Here is a 16,611-nt window from a genome sequence, read left to right as displayed (position 1 = left end):
ACGAACATGCGATTACCACACGCGCAGGTGGCCCTGCTGGAGGCTGCCGACGCAGACGACGCCAGACGTATCGACACGCTGGCCGACGAGGCCGGCCTGAAACCGGAGACGGCGACCGGTGCCGCCTTCGCACTCGAAGACGAGGGACTGCTCGCACTCTCCGAGGAGACCGTCGAGTCCGCCACACTGACCGACGAAGGTCGAGCGTACCTCGACGAAGGACTCCCCGAAGTCCGTTTCTACCGCGGTGCGATCGACGCCGGTGCGGACGACGAACCCGCGGAGATGGGCCCGGTCATCGGCGCGGCCGGCCTCGACGGTGCGGCCGTCGACATCGCGCTCTCGAACTTCGCACGCAAGGGGTACGGCCAGATCGACAGCGGTGCCGTGTCGGCCGACCCCGAGGCCGATCCCGACAGCGATCCGGAGGCCGCGGCACTGGCCGCGCTGGCCGACGGCGAGTCGGTCGACGACGAGGACGTGCTCGGACAACTCGATCGCCGCGGACTGGTCGAGATCTCCGAGACCACCGTGCGCTCCGCGCGGCTCACCGACGACGGCGTGACGACGCTGATGGCCGGCGTCGAGGTCGCCGAGACCGTCGGGCAGGTCACGCCCGAGTTGCTCACGTCCGGCGAGTGGCAGAACGTCGAGTTCGCCGAGTACAACGTCGAAGCCGACGCCGACGAGGTCAGGACCGGCAAGACCCACGTCCTGCGCCAGCAGGCCGAGAACGTCAAAGACACCCTGGTCGGCATGGGGTTCCAGGAGATGCAGGGCCCGACGGTCGACGCGGACTTCTGGATCAACGACTGCCTGTTCATGCCACAGGACCATCCCGCGCGCAATCACTGGGACCGCTTCGCGCTGGAGCAGCCGGCTCAGATCGACGAGCTACCCGAGGAACTGGTCGAACGCGTCGAATCGGCCCACCGCGAGGGCGTCGGTCCCGACGGCGAGGGGTACCACTCGCCGTGGGACCTCGACTTCGCCAAGGCCCTGGCTCTGCGGGGTCACACCACGTCTCTGACCGCCCGCCACCTCTCTGGCGAAGCGCTCGGCGAGCTGGAACCGCCCCAGCGATTCTTCTCGATCGAGAAGGCGTACCGCAACGACACGCTGGACGCGACCCACCTGCTGGAGTTCTTCCAGATCGAAGGATGGGTGATGGCCGAGGAGCTGTCGGTCCGGGACCTGATGGGGACGTTCACCGAGTTCTACGAGCAGTTCGGGATCACCGACATCCAGTTCAAGCCCCACTACAACCCCTACACCGAACCGAGCTTCGAGCTGTTCGGTCGCCACCCCGAGACCGGCGAACTCATCGAGATCGGCAACTCCGGCATCTTCCGCCCGGAGATGCTCGAACCGCTCGGCGTCGACTGTGACGTGATGGCCTGGGGGCTGGCCCTGGAACGCCTGTTGATGCTCGTGACCGGTGCCGAGGACATCCGAGACGTCCACGGGACGCTGGTCGATCTCGACTTCCTGCGATCCGAGGAGGTGCTCTACTGATGCCAACTGTCGATATCGATCCCGACGAACTGCGCGAACTGACCGGCCACAGCGACAAGAGCGACGACGAACTCCGCGACGACCTGTTCTCGCTGGGCCTGGAGTACGAAGGCGAGACCGACGAGGGCCACTTCGAACTGGAGTTTGCCCCCGACCGGCTAGACAGACTCTCCGTCGAGGGGATCGCCCGCTCGCTGCGCTACGACTACGGCGACGACCGCGGCGTGTACGTCCCCAGCACCAACGACCCCGAGTGGACTATCGAGGTCGAAGACACGCCGCCAGAACGGCCCTACGTCACCGGCGCGATCGTCCGTGGGCTGGACCTCGACGAGTCGTCGCTGGACTCGCTGATCCAGCTCCAGGAGAAGCTCCACGCCACGATGGGACGCAAGCGCGCCAAGGGCGCGATCGGCGTCCACGACCTGACGATGCTGAAAGGCGGGGCAGCGAACGTGACGGCGTCGACGCCTCGCGACGAAGCGGTCGGCGACCTCGACACCCCGGCCGGTGAGGACGACGAGCGCGAGGCAGTCGAGAAGACGATCACCTACACTGGCATCGACCCCGACAGCGAGGAGTTCGTCCCCCTCGAAGGCGACCGTGCGATGACCCCAGCCGAGGTGACCGAAGAGCACCACATCGGCGTCGAGTACGCCGACCTCGTCGCGGAGATGGATCGCGTCCCGGCGATCTACGACTCGATCGGGCTGTTCTCGTTCCCGCCGGTCATCAACGGCAAGCGGACCGAAGTCGACACCGGTTCGCGGGACCTCTTCATCGAGATGACCGGGACCGACCAGTGGACGATCGACCACATGCTGTCGATCGTCTGTTACGCGCTCGACGCTCGCGGCGGCACCGTCGAGGAGGTCACCGTCGAGTACACGGACGGTGCGCCCGGCGAGTACGCGGGTCGGTCGTTCGTCCGCCCGGATCTCGGGACAAAGACCAAGACCGTATCCCACGACCGCATCGAGACGATTCTGGGCGTCGACCTCGACAAGCGCGAGATCGGCGATCTCGCCGACCGGGCCGGTCTGGACGCCAGCGAGACCGACACCGACGGCGTCTACGAGTTCGAGATTCCGCCCTACCGCGTCGACGTGCTCCACCCGATCGACGTGATCGACGACCTCGGTCGCGCCTACGGCTTCAACACGCTGGAACCCAGGTACCCCGACGTGTCGACGGTCGGCGGCCGTCACGACCGCTCGAAGCTCGAACGGGCGACCCGAGACGTGCTGGTCGGTCTGGGCTTCGAGGACCTGCTGAACTTCTACATGATCAGCGAGGAAGAGAACTACGAGCGCCTGCAGGTGACACCCGGGAGCGACGCCGTCGGCGGCGGCGATCCCGTGACGATCCAGGAGCCCTACAGCGAGGACTACACGATGTTGCGGTCGTGGGCGCTGCCCTCCATCATGCTCGTCCTCGAAAACAACACGCACCGCTCGTACCCACAGGACCTCGCGGAGATCGGTCTGGCTGCCGAGGTCGACGAGTCGACCAACACCAACGTCGCCGAGCACCGCACGGTCGCGGCCGCGGTCGCGCGCCACGACGCCTCTTACGAGGACGCCAAGACGCGCCTGCAGGCCATCGCCGCCAACTTCGGCAAAGAACTCGCGACGCCACCGATCGACCACCCGACGTTCATCGACGGCCGGACTGCGGCGGTCGAACTCGACGGCGAGACCGTGGGCGTCGTCGGGGAGATCGACCCAGCAGTGCTCGTCGAACACGACCTCGAAGTGCCGGTGGCTGCCTTCGAGTTCCGACTCGACGCTCTGGAGTAGCCTTCACTGGCCCCCAAACCGTCTCCGTGTCACGATCCCGACGCCGCTTTACAGATCGGCACCGACGGCGTCCTCGATCGTCTCGAACCCGTCCGCTTCGAGCAGCGCCACCAGCCCCTCGTTGATCTCTCGGGCCAGCGTCGGCCCCTCGTAGACCAGTGCCGTGTACAACTCGACCAGCGTCGCGCCGGCCCGTATCTTCCGATAGGCCCCTTCGGCGCTGGAGACGCCGCCGACGCCGACGACCGGTACGTCGACGCGCTCGGCGACGAACCTGACCATTTGCGTCGCCCGGTCCTCGATGGGTTTGCCCGAGAGGCCACCGGTCTCGACGCGGTGCTTGCTCTGCAGAGATGCGGGCCGCTCGGTGGAAGTGTTGGTCGCCACGACGCCGTCGAGATCCAGTTCGCGAACGATCGCCAGCGCGTCCTCGATCGCCGGCTCCGGAAGGTCGGGCGCGAGTTTGACCAGTATCGGAGCCGCGCCAGCGTCTTTGAGTTCGCCGAGAATCGCCGCCATCGACTCCTTGTTCTGGAGCTCTTCGAACCCCTGCGAGTTCGGACAGGAGATGTTGACGACGAAGAAATCGCCGCCGTCCGCGACCTGTTCGTAGGTGTAACGGTAGTCGTCGGGTGCGTCGTCGGTGCCGACGTGCTCGCTCTTGGCGATGTTGACGCCGACGGGCACTGCGGCGTCCGTCGCCGCCAGCCGCTCGCCGACGACGTCTGCGCCGTGGTTGTTCAATCCCATCCTGTTGATGATCGCCTCGTCTTCGCGCAGACGGAACATCCGCGGGCGGGCGTTTCCGGTCTGTGGCTCGGCCGTGACGCCACCGACCTCGACGAAGCCAAAGCCCAGCGCACCGAGCGCACCGGGTATCTCGGCGTTCTTGTCGAACCCCGCCGCGACGCCGACCGGGCTGTCGAACTGCTGGCCGAACGCGTCGACCGCCAGTCTGTCGTCGTCGATCCGGTACCGTCGTTCGAGCAACGCCGTCGCAGGCGTCTCGTCGGCCACTTCGAGCAGTCGGTGTACCGTCCGGTGGGCGGTCTCTGCCGGCAACTGAAACAACAGCGGTCGTACGATGTCGTAGGGGTTCATGTGTCTCCGTCCGGCAGTCGCGGTTCAGGTGGACCGCGATCCGCCGTGATGGTGCTGCTAGAACTCGTGTTCGACGTCCTCTGGGTCTGCCTTCTGAATGATGATCTTGTTGTCTCGGACGCGGACGAACACTTCGTCACCGATCTCCATCCCAGCGACTGCGAGTTCGTCCTCGTGGATGTTGATGTGAACGTTGTGGTACTCGCCATCGTCGTCTTTGGCGCCACTTGGGCTGAGCTTCTTCTTTCGCACCATCGCGCTATCCTACTCCGTGCATCGCCGTAGGATATACTTAAGTCTACCGTGCGAGGCGTACCGTTCACGCGTCACCGCGCGCGAGCACGGGACACGGCCGTTTTTGGACCCGGTTTCGGGCCTCGGTTCGTTATCACATATAAATGTACCGTGGCGGGAGCGGTCGATTTGGGGGTATATTTATGTTGAGCCATGTGTTCCATTGACATGGAGCGGTGAGAACCATGGCACGCGACAAGGACAAGCGCAATTTTGCGCTCCGAACACAGGACGGTGACGAAACGAGCGTCTTCTCGGGTGGAACACCACGTCAGGCGGCACTGAAGGCCGCCCGGCGTCTCGATCCCGCCGACAGCGAAGACGACGCAGATCCCGAAGAGATTCGGCTCCGCGAGAAGGGAACCCACAAGGTCCACATCTACGAGGGATGGGCCTGGGAGGAGGAGGCTCCCGACGACAAGCCCGGCTGGATGCCGGGCGACATCACCAAGGGGAACGTCTCTAAAGAGGGCGTAGAGCACCTCGACGAGATCTAACCGTTCGAGCCCCGCTATTTTTGTGCCGGTCGTTCCGTGCCGAGAGACATTTACAACCCGGGCGCTCACATACACGTGCGCGGCCACACTCGGCCCGACCGACGCACGCTGCGCGGGATGATCGGCTGACCTCCAGCCGCGCGATACTCATACACTGTTTGTCGTCCGTCTCTGATGTGTTCCATCATCTGTGGTGCGGGACGATCCCGACATCGTGACAGTCGACGGTATCTCTGTTCGCCAACCTGCTGGTCGCCTTTCGTCTGCCACTGTACGACACCCGACGTACCCATGTAATCGCATGCCGTAGCGGGGGTCGTTCGACGGCCTTAAGTTGTCCCTGCTCCTCGGACGTAATACGAAGCGGCGCAGGGCAGACCGCCCTTGCCGGGCTTTGCGTCCATCCGACGCCCTTAAGTGTAACAGGGTGTTCGGGTTGGACGCAACCGATGCCCGGCCGGGGACGAACCCCTGGCCACTCGGACTACACGGCGAGCCCCTCTCGCCGAACACGACTCGAAGGCTTTATGATGTCTTCGGGAGAACGTTCAGGTCCGGAAGAATGAGGATTCCACCCCTGCGGTCCGCCGTCAAGATGGAATCTGATGTTAGCCCTAGTAGTTCGGTGACACTCGGTCGACGAGTGTCGTCGGACGCTCTTCGATAGCGACCACACCCTTATGGGTGTGATCCCGCCTAACCCCCCTGCTCTGCAGGGGACATTCCGGTTGATCCTGCCGGAGGCCATTGCTATCGGAGTCCGATTTAGCCATGCTAGTCGCGCGGGTTTAGACCCGCGGCAGATAGCTCAGTAACACGTGGCCAAACTACCCTATGGACGGGAATAACCTCGGGAAACTGAGGCTAATCCCCGATACAGCTCTCAGACTGGAGTGTCGAGAGCTGGAAACGCTCCGGCGCCATAGGATGTGGCTGCGGCCGATTAGGTAGACGGTGGGGTAACGGCCCACCGTGCCTATAATCGGTACGGGTTGTGAGAGCAAGAACCCGGAGACGGTATCTGAGACAAGATACCGGGCCCTACGGGGCGCAGCAGGCGCGAAACCTTTACACTGCACGACAGTGCGATAGGGGGACTCCGAGTGCGAGGGCATATAGCCCTCGCTTTTCTGTACCGTAAGGTGGTACAGGAACAAGTGCTGGGCAAGACCGGTGCCAGCCGCCGCGGTAATACCGGCAGCACGAGTGATGGCCGCTATTATTGGGCCTAAAGCGTTCGTAGCCGGCCAGTCAAGTCTGTTGGGAAATCGACGCGCTCAACGCGTCGGCGTCCAGCGGAAACTGACTGGCTTGGGGCCGGAAGATCTGAGGGGTACGTCCGGGGTAGGAGTGAAATCCCGTAATCCTGGACGGACCACCGGTAGCGAAAGCGCCTCAGAAAGACGGACCCGACGGTGAGGAACGAAAGCTAGGGTCTCGAACCGGATTAGATACCCGGGTAGTCCTAGCTGTAAACGATGCTCGCTAGGTGTGCCGCAGGCTACGAGCCTGCGCTGTGCCGTAGGGAAGCCGAGAAGCGAGCCGCCTGGGAAGTACGTCTGCAAGGATGAAACTTAAAGGAATTGGCGGGGGAGCACTACAACCGGAGGAGCCTGCGGTTTAATTGGACTCAACGCCGGACATCTCACCAGTCCCGACAGCAGTAATGACGGTCAGGTTGACGACTTTACCCGACGCTGCTGAGAGGAGGTGCATGGCCGCCGTCAGCTCGTACCGTGAGGCGTCCTGTTAAGTCAGGCAACGAGCGAGACCCGCACTCCTAGTTGCCAGCAATACCCTTGTGGTAGTTGGGTACACTAGGAGGACTGCCAACGCTAAGTTGGAGGAAGGAACGGGCAACGGTAGGTCAGTATGCCCCGAATGGACTGGGCAACACGCGGGCTACAATGGTCGAGACAGTGGGATGCGGTACCGAGAGGTAGAGCTAATCCCCTAAACTCGGTCGTAGTTCGGATTGTGGGCTGAAACTCGCCCACATGAAGCTGGATTCGGTAGTAATCGCGTGTCAGAAGCGCGCGGTGAATACGTCCCTGCTCCTTGCACACACCGCCCGTCAAAGCACCCGAGTGAGGTCCGGATGAGGCCATCATGCGATGGTCGAATCTGGGCTTCGCAAGGGGGCTTAAGTCGTAACAAGGTAGCCGTAGGGGAATCTGCGGCTGGATCACCTCCTAACGATCGGGACCAGGCCGACGCGCCTGGCCCACCTTTGGCAGCGTCCACCGACACCCGTCGACCGGGCACCTATGAACTACTAGGGCTAACGTTGCGGACGAGGCGTCGGGCCCATAGCTCAGCGGCAGAGCACCTCCTTTGCAAGGAGGAAGCCCTGGGTTCAAATCCCAGTGGGTCCATACTCCGTACCGTGTTCGAACCGAGCCCCTTAAGTGTGGGACGGCGTTCGAACGACGTACGGCAGACCAGTGCACTACCCCGTGCAAGCGCGGGTAGGAAGGGTCGATGTACAGACCGGGTCGCACCGGCTGTACTGATGACACCGCGTGTACGTGCGATCCAGGCGTCCACTGGACTCGTGCAATTTCATCGAGTCACAACCAAATTTGACGTTGGCTACTGTGCCGCCTGGTGGATAGCTCGGCTCGGAAGCCGATGACGGACGTGCCAAGCTGCGAAAAGCCATGGGGAGCCGCACGGAGGCAAAGAACCATGGATCTCCGAATGGGAATCCCTTCAACAATTGCTTCGCGCAATGGGGAACCTCGAGAATTGAAACATCTTAGTATCGAGAGGAATAGAAAGCGCAATGCGATGTCGTTACTAACCGCGAGTGAACGCGACACAGCCCAAACCGAAGCCCTCACGGGCAATGTGGTGTACGGACTACCTTTCATCGGCCGACCATCTTCACGAAGTCTTCTGGAACGAAGCGTGATACAGGGTGACAACCCCGTAGTGAAGATCAGTACGTCGTGCGGTAGCTCCAGAGTAGCGGGGGTTGGAAATCCCTCGTCAAGATGGCAGGCATCGACTGCCAAGGCTAAATACTCTCCGAGACCGATAGTGAACAAGTAGCGTGAGCGAACGCTGAAAAGCACCCTCAGACGGGGGTTGCAATAGGGCTTGAAATCAGGTGGCGATCGAGCGACGGGGCTTGAAAGGTCCTGTAACAAACGAAAGCGGCGCGAGCCGTGTGTAGGACTTACAGGAAGCCGAAGTTCCGTCGTGCGTTTTGAAAAAACGAGCCAGAGAGTGTGCCTGTTTGGCGAGTCTAACCCGATAATCGGGGAAGGCATAGGGAAACCGACATGGCCGCAGCATTGCGAGGGCCGCCGTCTTCAAGGGCGGGGAGTCAAACGGGCACGACCCGAAACCGGGTGATCTACGCGTGGGCAGGGTGAAGCGTGCCGAAAGGCACGTGGAGGCCCGTTAGGGATGGTGTCCTACAATACCCTCCCGTGACCTACGTGTAGGGGTGAAAGGCCCATCGAACCCGGAAACAGCTGGTTCCAACCAAAACATGTCGAAGCATGACGTCCGCCGAGGTAGTTCGTGGGGTAGAGCGACCGATTGAGGTGCTTCACTTCGAGAGAAGTGAACACTTCTGTCAAACTCCGAACCTACGAACGCCGTCGACGTGGGCAGTCCGGTATGCGGGGTAAGCCTGTGTACCGTAAGGGAGACAACCCAGCGCCGGGTTAAGGTCCCAAAGTGTGGATTAAGTGTGATCGAAAGTGGTCTCAAGCCCTAGACAGCCGGGAGGTGAGCTTAGAAGCAGCTACCCTCTAAGAATAGCGTAACAGCTTACCGGCCGAGGTTTGAGGCGCTGAAAATGATCGGGACTCAAATCCACCACCGAGACCTGGCCGCTCCCGTGAAAGGGAGATCGAGTAGGTTGGCGCTCCGATTGGATGGAAGCAGGGGTGAGAACTCCTGTGGACCGATCGGTGACGACAATTCTGGCCATAGTAGCAGCGATAGTCGGGTGAGAATTCCGACGGCCGAACGAGCAAGGGTTCCTCAGCACTGTTCGTCAACTGAGGGTTAGCCGGTCCTAAGTCCCCCCGTAATTCGAAGGGGACGACATGGGAAGCTGGTTAATATTCCAGCGCTCGTATGCAGTGAAACCGACGCCTCGGGGTCGACCAAGCCGGGCCTTCGCCCGGTCGAACCGTCCAAATCCGTGGAAGCCGTAATGGCAGGAAGCGGACGAACGGCGGGAAAGTGAAAATTGGTTCAACCTGGGGCCCGTGAAAAGGGAGCATATGATCCGTACCGAGATCCGACACAGGTGCTCGTGGCGGCGAAAGCCAAGGCCTGTCGGGAACAACCGACGTTAGGGAATTCGGCAAGTTAGTCCCGTACCTTCGGAATAAGGGATGCCTGCTCCTGACAGGAGCAGGTCGCAGTGACTCGGACGCTCCGACTGTCTAGTAACAACATAGGTGACCGCAAATCCGCAAGGACTCGTACGGTCACTGAATCCTGCCCAGTGCGGGTATCTGAACACCTAGTACAATAGGACGAAGGACCCGTCAACGGCGGGGGTAACTATGACCCTCTTAAGGTAGCGTAGTACCTTGCCGCTTCAGTAGCGGCTTGCATGAATGGATTAACGAGAGCGTCACTGTCCCAACGTTGGGCCCGGTGAACTGTACGTTCCAGTGCGGAGTCTGGAGACCCCCAAGGGGAAGCGAAGACCCTATGGAGCTTTACTGCAGGCTGTTGCTGGGACATGGTCGCTACTGTGCAGAGTAGGTAGGAGCCGTTACACAGGTACCCGCGCTAGCGGGCCACCGAGGCAGACATGAAACACTACCCGGTAGTGACTGTGACCCTCACTCCTGGCGGAGGACACCAATAGCCGGGCAGTTTGACTGGGGCGGTACGCGCTCGAAAGAATATCGAGCGCGCCCTAAGGCTATCTCAGCCGTGACAGAGACGCGGCGAAGAGCGCAAGAGCAAAAGATAGCTTGACAGTGTCACTACCAACACGGTGACGCTGACGCGAAAGCGTGGTCTAGCGAACGGATGCGCCTGCTTGATGCGGGCCGATCTACGACAGAAAAGCTACCCTAGGGATAACAGAGTCGTCACCGGCAAGAGCACATATCGACCCGGTGGCTTGCTACCTCGATGTCGGTTCCCTCCATCCTGCCCGTGCAGCAGCGGGCAAGGGTGAGGTTGTTCGCCTATTAAAGGAGGTCGTGAGCTGGGTTTAGACCGTCGTGAGACAGGTCGGCTGCTATCTATTGGGGGTGTAAAGGTATCTGACGGGAACGATCGTATAGTACGAGAGGAACTCCGATTGGTGGCCACTGGTGTACCGGTTGTCCGAGAGGGCACGTGCCGGGCAGCCACGCCACACGGGGTAAGAGCTGAATGCATCTAAGCTCGAAACCCACCTGGAAAAGAGATACCGCAGAGGTCACTCGTAGAAGACGAGATAGATAGACTCGGGGTGTACGCGTCGAGGCAACGAGACGTTGAGCCCGCGAGCACTAATCGACCGAAGCCACACACTCATTGCACTGTGACTCGATTTGCACGAGTCCAGGCGTTTACTGGATCGCACGTATTACGCGGAGACCGAGAGTGGTAGTTTCACGGTTCGATTCCGTGACTCGGCGTAAAGGCGGCCATAGCGGCAGGGAAACACCCGTACCCATCCCGAACACGGCGGTTAAGCCTGCCAGCGTTCCGGTGAGTACTGGGGTGTGCGAACCCCTGGGAAAGCCGGTTCGCCGCCTGCTATTCATACTACAGAGCCCACAGCCGTGGTGGCTGTGGGCTTTTTTCATATCGATCGGGGAGCGGTGGTGCCCGATCTCTCCGTGCCGAGAAGTGGCGACGCCGTGTCTATCGGCAGCTCCGGCGCGGCTCTGTGGTCGACGCCACAGCAGCGGTCGCGATTTCGTCTATCGAACGAGTGTCGACGTAGCGCCTTCGGCAGTCGTCGACGGAGGGGTGTCGAGCCGAGACCGCTACGCTTAAGCGAACCACCCCGTTACCTGAAACTGCGCCAAGGTGGCAGAGTTCGGCCTAACGCAGCGGCCTGCAGAGCCGCCCATCGCCGGTTCAAATCCGGCCCTTGGCTTTCTACGACGCACAGATGGTGAGAGTGGTTCGAACCTCGACCGTTGGCTCGGTTACTCTTAGTGACGGGTCAGTGTATTCGATCGAGAAGACGGTAGAATCCGCTGGAAAGGTGCGTTACTCGGCGACGTACTCGGCGAGATCGAGCATGCGGTTGGCGAAGCCGAATTCGTTGTCGTACCAGGTCAGCACTTTGACGAGGTCGCCGACGACGTTCGTGTTCTCGAGGTCGACCATCGTCGAGTACGGCTGGCCCAGCACGTCCCGAGAGACGATCGGGTCGTCGCTGACACCCAGTACGCCTTCGAGTTCTCCGTCGGCAGCGGCCTCGAACGCGGCGTTGATGTCGCTCTCCGTGGCGTCCGTTTCGAGTGTACAGACGAACTCGGTGATCGAACCGTCGGGGACCGGGACGCGCATGGCCATCCCGTCGAGTTTCCCTTCGAGTTCGGGGAGGACTTCGGTCGCGGCCTGAGCAGCGCCCGTCGTCGTCGGGATGATGTTCTCGGCTGCAGCGCGGCGACGGCGGGGCTTGCTGTTGGGGCCGTCGACGAGGTTCTGGGTGCCCGTGTAGGCGTGGACCGTCGTCAACTGTCCCGACTCGATCCCGAATTCGTCTTGCAGTACCTTCGCGACCGGGGTGATGGAGTTGGTCGTACAGGACGCGTTCGAGACGACGTCTTCGCCGTCGTACTCGTCGTGGTTGACGCCGTAGACGAGTTGCTTGACCGGCGTGTCGCCCTTCGGCGGCGCGGAGATGACGACTTTGTCGGCACCGGCGTCGAGGTGTTGGCTCGCGTCCTCGTGACTGCGGAAGATGCCGGTCGACTCGAAGGCGATGTCGACGTCCAGCTCTTCCCAGGGAAGCTGGGTCGGGTCGGTCTCGTGGAAGACGCCCGCCTCGAAGTCGGTTCCCTCGACGGTCAGAGTCCCGTCGTCGAGGCTGGCACCGTCGAGTCGTCCCATGACGGAGTCGTACTTGGCGAGATACTCCATCTCCTCGTCTTCCATCACGTCGTTGATGCCGACGATCTCGACGGCGTCGTTGTCCAGCGATGCGCGGAACACGTTGCGACCGATGCGGCCGAAGCCGTTGACTCCGACGCGAACGGTTTCTTCGCTCATGGTACATAGCCCGTCCACCGTCAGTAAATGGTTTTCGAAGTGGACGTGATTCGGTACTGTTCTCACTCGTTGTCAACGTCTGGCACCGCAACTGGTCATTGTCCACACTGAAATGACCAGTATTCTATTCCGATTGTCAATATATGGGTGCAAGATAGTTCGTTTGGTAGTATAATTCTGTTCCCCGCCGGCAATGGGGTTGCATCTGCGGAGCGTGTCGACGTTATACTGCTATTCATGGTGTGGGTTCGTGGCTGCGTCTCTGAACGCAATCCGGGTGATATATCCCGATCAAAACCGATCTCAAACAATCGCAATCGGATCGTTTCGTTCACGTTCCTCGTGTCGATGTCCCTAATATTCGTTTCGGTGTCGGTGCCTGGATACTCCGTCAGAGACACCGTCTCGGCAGAGGCGGTCGTCGACGTGGGGCCATCAGCGTATCCACGTATACGGGCCGCTCACTGTCGCCCTCGGTCGTCCTCGTTGTAGACCTGCGTCTGATTCTCCAACGGGTGGGCCGAAGGTTTATTCCCCAACGTCCGTCTAGGGTAGGTAGGATGAGACGCGACGACCGCGACGACCCCTTCGACGAGTTCTTCCGCGAGCTAGAGCGGATGATGAACGACGTGATGGGACCGGAGGGCGACGTCCACATCGAACAGGGTGGCGGCGGTTCGAGAGGCACAGATATGCACCTCGACGTACACGAGACGGACGATCAGCTCCGGGTCGTCGCCGACGTGCCGGGTGTCGACAAGGACGACATCGATCTGAAGTGCGACGGGACGGTCTTGACGATCGAAGCGGCCGGGACCCACCGCGACTACGACGACCAGATCACGCTGCCCGCCCGCGTCGACGAGCACTCCGCGAACGCGACGTACAACAACGGTATTCTCGAAGTCACGTTCGACCGTGCAGAGGATCCCAGCGACATCAGTCTGAACTGAATCGCTGGCCTACTGGCTCTTTGCCGTCGTCTCGATCAGCGCCGCGACGTCGTCCCAGAATCCCGTTTCGTACTTGGTGGCACTGTCGATCGTCGGGCGTGCGTTCGTCTCGTTGACGACCGTCCGCTCGTCGGTCACGAGGAGGTCGACGCCGAGATAGTCGATCTCCAGCGCCGCTGCTGCTCGCCGTGCCAGTTCCCGTTTTTCGGGCGCGAGCGTCACGCCGGTGGCCTCGGCCCCGCGGTGGACGTTGTGCTTCCACTGGCCGCTGGCCAGTGCGTCCTCGGGGAGGCGGCGCTCGACCGCGCCGACGTACTCGCCGTCGACGATCATCGCCCGGTAGTCCCGTGCGTCGGGGAGATACTCCTGGACGAGAAAGGACTGGTCGCCGGTCGCCCGATAGTCGTGGACCAGATCGAGGTAGTCACAGACGCCCAGGAACGAGTCGAGGTCGTGGGCCTTCGCGACGCCGACCCCGCGGGTCGTCGCGTTGGGCTTGACGACCACCGGCGGATCGAACTGCTCGAAGGCTGCTCTGAGGTCGGCTTCGTCGACCGGGTTGGAGACGACGACGGTCTCGGGCGTCGGGAGGCCGGCCTGCGAGAGGTGGGCGAGTGCCTCGCCCTTGTGTCGGGAACGCAAGATCGCCTCGCGGTCGTTGACCCACGGCACGTCCAGGAGTGCATCGGCGACGCCGCCCTCGGCGAGTCGCGGCGGGAAGACGAAGCCGGCGTCGTACTCGTCGAACGGCGAGTCGGCGAGCGAGACCGTCCGCTCGTCGGTCCGGACGTGCGAGACTTCGATCCCACGCTGGGCCAGTGGCTCGCGCATGCGATCGAACGTCTCGGCTCTCGTCGGCACGGCCAGCCTGAGCATACGTTGCTCTTCGGTGCTGTGCCCCTGAATCTGACGCTCGGCGTGGACAAAACCGACTACCGAAGCCCGAGGTGGAAGAAATCTGCCAGCGCCGCTTTAGCTCAGGCGATCAGCTGCTCTTCGCCGCGTTCGACCTTGATGCGGCACGGTGGCGTGATCTTGTTGTACGCACGGCGGAACGCTTCCTTGACTTCCTCGGCCTGGTCGACCTCGCAGTAGGCCGTGAACAGACGCTCGTTGGCCTGGACGCGGGCGGCGGTGCCGACGATCTTCCCGAAGGCCTGGCGCATGCCGTCGGAGACACGGTCGGCCCCGGCACCGGTTGCCTGTTTGTTCTCTCTGATGACCTGGTGGGGGAACTTCCGCAGCGTCATCTTGTAGTTGCCTTCGCCGAACTCCTTGATGAGGTGGCGGTTCGCCGAGAGGCGCGAGGCCTCCATGGAACCGTGGCGCAGCTGGCACTCTTCTTCGACGATCAGGGAGATCTGGACCGGGTAGTCCTCGGGGTCGGCGTCCTTGTTACCCATCTGGTGCTGTGCGATCTTCGAACCGGGAATGCCCGTGATGTACTCGCGGCGCGTGTACGAGGGCTTGTTGATTTCCCGGTACATCGAGGCTGGCTTGTCCGACATAGATACTCTTGGCGGATACGTGGCCGAGCGAGCGTATTAAGCCTTCGAACTCCCGGCGTCTCCGTGTGTCGCTGTTGCACGGTAACCCGCGTGTCACTGGGCCGTTTTTGAACGTGTAGCCCCAAGAGAGAGTACGATGAACATGCTCGTAGACGGGGAGTGGCGCACCGACGCCTATCAGACGACGAACGAGGACGGGGAGTTCGAGCGGGGTACCACGTCGTTCCGAGACTGCATCGAGGACGATCCCGACGCACGCTTCCAGCCCGAAGCCGGCCGGTACCACCTCTACGTCTGTCTGGCCTGTCCGTGGGCTCACCGAACGCTGCTGATCCGGTCGTTGAAGGGGCTCGAAGACGCGATCTCCGTCGACTACGTCGATCCGTTCCGCGGCGACGACGGCTGGCAGTTCACGCCAGAAAAGGCCGGCTGTACGGAGGACAGCGTCAACGGCAGCGACTACCTGCGGGAGGTGTACCAGGCCGCCGACCCGGAGATGACGGGTCGAGTGACCGTTCCCGTGCTGTGGGACAAACGCGAGGAGACGATCGTCAACAACGAGTCCGAAGAGATCCTGCGGATGCTCGACACCGAGTTCGACGCGATCGCGACCCGAGACGTGGACCTCTACCCGGAGGGCTACCGCGAGGCGGTCGACCGGATCATCGACGAGATCTACGAGCCGATCAACAACGGCGTCTACCGTACCGGTTTCGCCGACAGTCAGGCGGCCTACGACGACGCCGTCGACGAACTGTTCGACGCGCTGGACCACTGGGACGCGGTGCTGGCCGACCAGCGGTACCTCGCTGGCGACCGACTCACGGAGGCCGACATCTGCATGTTCACGACGCTGGTGCGGTTCGACGAAGTGTACCACACCCACTTCATGTGCAATCGCCGTCTCATCGAGCAGTACGACAACCTCTGGCCGTATCTGCGCGACCTGTACCAGACGCCGGGCGTGAGCGAGACGGTGAACATGGACCACATCAAAGAGCACTACTACACGACCCACCCGGACGTGAGTCCCAAGCGGATCGTCCCGGCCGGCCCCGAGCCCGACTTCGACGCGCCCCACGACCGCGACGACCTTCCCGGCGAGCCACCAGAGGCGTTGCTGGAAACGGCCGACTAACCGCGGCTGACGGTCTCACCGTTCGATCTCGAACGATGGTTTAACCCGTTCGAGGCCGACGGACGGAACGATGACGACCGTGGGTGGTCGGGGTGACAGAGGCGTCAGTCCCGTCGTCGGCGTGGTGGTACTGGTCGCGATCGTCGTGGTACTCGCGGCGACGATCAGCGTCTTCGCACTTCAGTTCGGTGACCGAGGCCAGGAGCCCGCGCCGTCGGTCGCGATGACGGCACAGTACGACGAACAGACGACACCGAACGGTCAGTACTTCCATCTCACCGTTCGGAGCGGGGACCGGATCGAGACCCGCCAGCTGTCTCTGCAGCTCCGTGGTGCGGTCGACGCGACGGGGACGCCGGTCTCCGTCGACGAGAGCGTCGACCCGCTGGGGACACAGGCCGGCTCGGCCCTCGAAGCCGGCGAGACGATCTCGATCGGTGCGAACCAGGTGACGCCCCAGCCGGCTCCTGGCGGATACCTCGATCTCGGCGACGCACGCATTCTCCTGGTCTGGAACCCACAGGAGCCCGACCGCGAGGAGTCGGCGATCATCTGGCGCTGGGAGCCGACTCGTTGATCGGTCGGGGGTAGTGACCACCGCAAGTA

The 16,611-nt window shown here is 62.2% G+C and carries 11 protein-coding genes, 2 tRNA genes and 3 rRNA genes; 11 read left to right on the top strand and 5 right to left on the bottom strand.

The genetic code is table 11. The annotated features are described in order from the left end of the window. Positions 1–6 precede the first annotated feature (6 nt). Together pheS and pheT are read left to right on the top strand one after the other, a co-directional pair. Positions 7–1,515, top strand: coding sequence for a phenylalanine--tRNA ligase subunit alpha (pheS, locus tag AC5FRZ_RS00520; RefSeq protein WP_493563590.1), 1,509 nt, complete (start codon positions 7–9; stop codon positions 1,513–1,515). Next, positions 1,515–3,314 (top strand): phenylalanine--tRNA ligase subunit beta, encoded by a 1,800-nt coding sequence (pheT, locus tag AC5FRZ_RS00515; protein WP_170092927.1) that lies wholly within the window; start codon positions 1,515–1,517, stop codon positions 3,312–3,314. Before pheS ends, pheT begins: the two co-directional genes overlap by 1 nt. Positions 3,315–3,362: 48 nt before the next feature. Here pheT and AC5FRZ_RS00510 read toward each other — a convergent pair whose 3' ends face one another. Together AC5FRZ_RS00510 and AC5FRZ_RS00505 are read right to left on the bottom strand one after the other, a co-directional pair. Continuing rightward, a complete protein-coding gene (locus AC5FRZ_RS00510) occupies positions 3,363–4,415 on the bottom strand; it encodes a quinone-dependent dihydroorotate dehydrogenase (RefSeq protein ID WP_170092926.1) in 1,053 nt (350 codons plus the stop codon). A gap of 57 nt (positions 4,416–4,472) precedes the next feature. Then, positions 4,473–4,670, bottom strand: a complete 198-nt coding sequence (locus AC5FRZ_RS00505) for a hypothetical protein (RefSeq protein ID WP_015761641.1) — start codon at positions 4,668–4,670, stop codon at positions 4,473–4,475. 224 nt (positions 4,671–4,894) lie between these two features. Between AC5FRZ_RS00505 and AC5FRZ_RS00500 the strand changes: the two genes are divergently transcribed. From AC5FRZ_RS00500 to AC5FRZ_RS00475, 6 genes are all read left to right on the top strand, one after another. Continuing rightward, positions 4,895–5,206 carry a non-histone chromosomal MC1 family protein gene (locus tag AC5FRZ_RS00500; protein WP_015761640.1) on the top strand — a complete coding sequence of 104 codons (312 nt, stop codon included), beginning with the start codon at positions 4,895–4,897 and terminating at the stop codon, positions 5,204–5,206. Positions 5,207–5,927: 721 nt separating this feature from the next. Beyond that, positions 5,928–7,400, top strand: a 16S ribosomal RNA gene (locus AC5FRZ_RS00495). 109 nt (positions 7,401–7,509) lie between these two features. Continuing rightward, positions 7,510–7,581 (top strand) — tRNA-Ala (locus tag AC5FRZ_RS00490). A 208-nt stretch (positions 7,582–7,789) separates the two neighbouring features. Further along, positions 7,790–10,709: ribosomal RNA gene (locus AC5FRZ_RS00485) — 23S ribosomal RNA — on the top strand. Between the two features lie 107 nt (positions 10,710–10,816). Next, positions 10,817–10,938: ribosomal RNA gene (rrf, locus tag AC5FRZ_RS00480) — 5S ribosomal RNA — on the top strand. The 16S, 23S and 5S rRNA genes sit together here with 2 tRNA genes alongside, the layout of an rRNA operon. A 268-nt stretch (positions 10,939–11,206) precedes the next feature. Further along, positions 11,207–11,282, top strand: a tRNA-Cys gene (locus AC5FRZ_RS00475). Positions 11,283–11,398: 116 nt separating this feature from the next. Here AC5FRZ_RS00475 and gap read toward each other — a convergent pair. After that, positions 11,399–12,406, bottom strand: coding sequence for a type I glyceraldehyde-3-phosphate dehydrogenase (gene gap / locus AC5FRZ_RS00470; protein ID WP_493563589.1), 1,008 nt, complete (start codon positions 12,404–12,406; stop codon positions 11,399–11,401). 560 nt (positions 12,407–12,966) lie between these two features. Here gap and AC5FRZ_RS00465 point away from each other — a divergent pair. Continuing rightward, positions 12,967–13,359 (top strand): Hsp20/alpha crystallin family protein, encoded by a 393-nt coding sequence (locus tag AC5FRZ_RS00465; protein WP_018256786.1) that lies wholly within the window; start codon positions 12,967–12,969, stop codon positions 13,357–13,359. A gap of 9 nt (positions 13,360–13,368) precedes the next feature. On the opposite strand, the gene AC5FRZ_RS00460 is transcribed toward AC5FRZ_RS00465, so the two are convergent. Together AC5FRZ_RS00460 and AC5FRZ_RS00455 are read right to left on the bottom strand one after the other, a co-directional pair. Further along, complete coding sequence (locus AC5FRZ_RS00460) at positions 13,369–14,235, bottom strand: ATP-grasp domain-containing protein (protein WP_170092859.1); 867 nt, start codon at positions 14,233–14,235, stop codon at positions 13,369–13,371. 101 nt (positions 14,236–14,336) lie between these two features. Then, the gene (locus tag AC5FRZ_RS00455) at positions 14,337–14,867 is read right to left on the bottom strand and encodes a 50S ribosomal protein L16 (RefSeq protein ID WP_015761633.1); all 531 of its coding nucleotides are present in this window, start codon (positions 14,865–14,867) and stop codon (positions 14,337–14,339) included. A gap of 136 nt (positions 14,868–15,003) precedes the next feature. Here AC5FRZ_RS00455 and AC5FRZ_RS00450 point away from each other — a divergent pair, with 136 nt between their 5' ends. Then, positions 15,004–16,005: a glutathione S-transferase family protein gene (locus AC5FRZ_RS00450; protein ID WP_493563588.1), complete on the top strand. Its 1,002-nt coding sequence runs from the start codon at positions 15,004–15,006 to the stop codon at positions 16,003–16,005. Between the two features lie 70 nt (positions 16,006–16,075). Then, positions 16,076–16,582, top strand: a complete 507-nt coding sequence (locus AC5FRZ_RS00445; RefSeq protein WP_493563587.1) for an archaellin/type IV pilin N-terminal domain-containing protein — start codon at positions 16,076–16,078, stop codon at positions 16,580–16,582. Positions 16,583–16,611: the final 29 nt, after the last annotated feature.

It is taken from the genome of Halomicrobium sp. HArcht1-1 (genome assembly GCF_058933285.1).
This window is presented reverse-complemented; position numbering and strand designations above follow the sequence as displayed.

Excerpts from the sequence above, each read along its gene's own strand:
- AC5FRZ_RS00445 (WP_493563587.1), top strand. The coding sequence starts at position 16,076 with ATGACGACCGTGGGTGGTCGGGGTGACAGAGGCGTCAGTCCCGTCGTC.
- AC5FRZ_RS00455 (WP_015761633.1), bottom strand. The coding sequence starts at position 14,867 with ATGTCGGACAAGCCAGCCTCGATGTACCGGGAAATCAACAAGCCCTCG.
- AC5FRZ_RS00510 (WP_170092926.1), bottom strand. The coding sequence starts at position 4,415 with ATGAACCCCTACGACATCGTACGACCGCTGTTGTTTCAGTTGCCGGCA.
- AC5FRZ_RS00505 (WP_015761641.1), bottom strand. The coding sequence starts at position 4,670 with ATGGTGCGAAAGAAGAAGCTCAGCCCAAGTGGCGCCAAAGACGACGAT.
- pheS (WP_493563590.1), top strand. The coding sequence starts at position 7 with ATGCGATTACCACACGCGCAGGTGGCCCTGCTGGAGGCTGCCGACGCA.
- AC5FRZ_RS00460 (WP_170092859.1), bottom strand. The coding sequence starts at position 14,235 with ATGCTCAGGCTGGCCGTGCCGACGAGAGCCGAGACGTTCGATCGCATG.
- pheT (WP_170092927.1), top strand. The coding sequence starts at position 1,515 with ATGCCAACTGTCGATATCGATCCCGACGAACTGCGCGAACTGACCGGC.
- AC5FRZ_RS00450 (WP_493563588.1), top strand. The coding sequence starts at position 15,004 with ATGAACATGCTCGTAGACGGGGAGTGGCGCACCGACGCCTATCAGACG.
- AC5FRZ_RS00500 (WP_015761640.1), top strand. The coding sequence starts at position 4,895 with ATGGCACGCGACAAGGACAAGCGCAATTTTGCGCTCCGAACACAGGAC.
- AC5FRZ_RS00465 (WP_018256786.1), top strand. The coding sequence starts at position 12,967 with ATGAGACGCGACGACCGCGACGACCCCTTCGACGAGTTCTTCCGCGAG.
- gap (WP_493563589.1), bottom strand. The coding sequence starts at position 12,406 with ATGAGCGAAGAAACCGTTCGCGTCGGAGTCAACGGCTTCGGCCGCATC.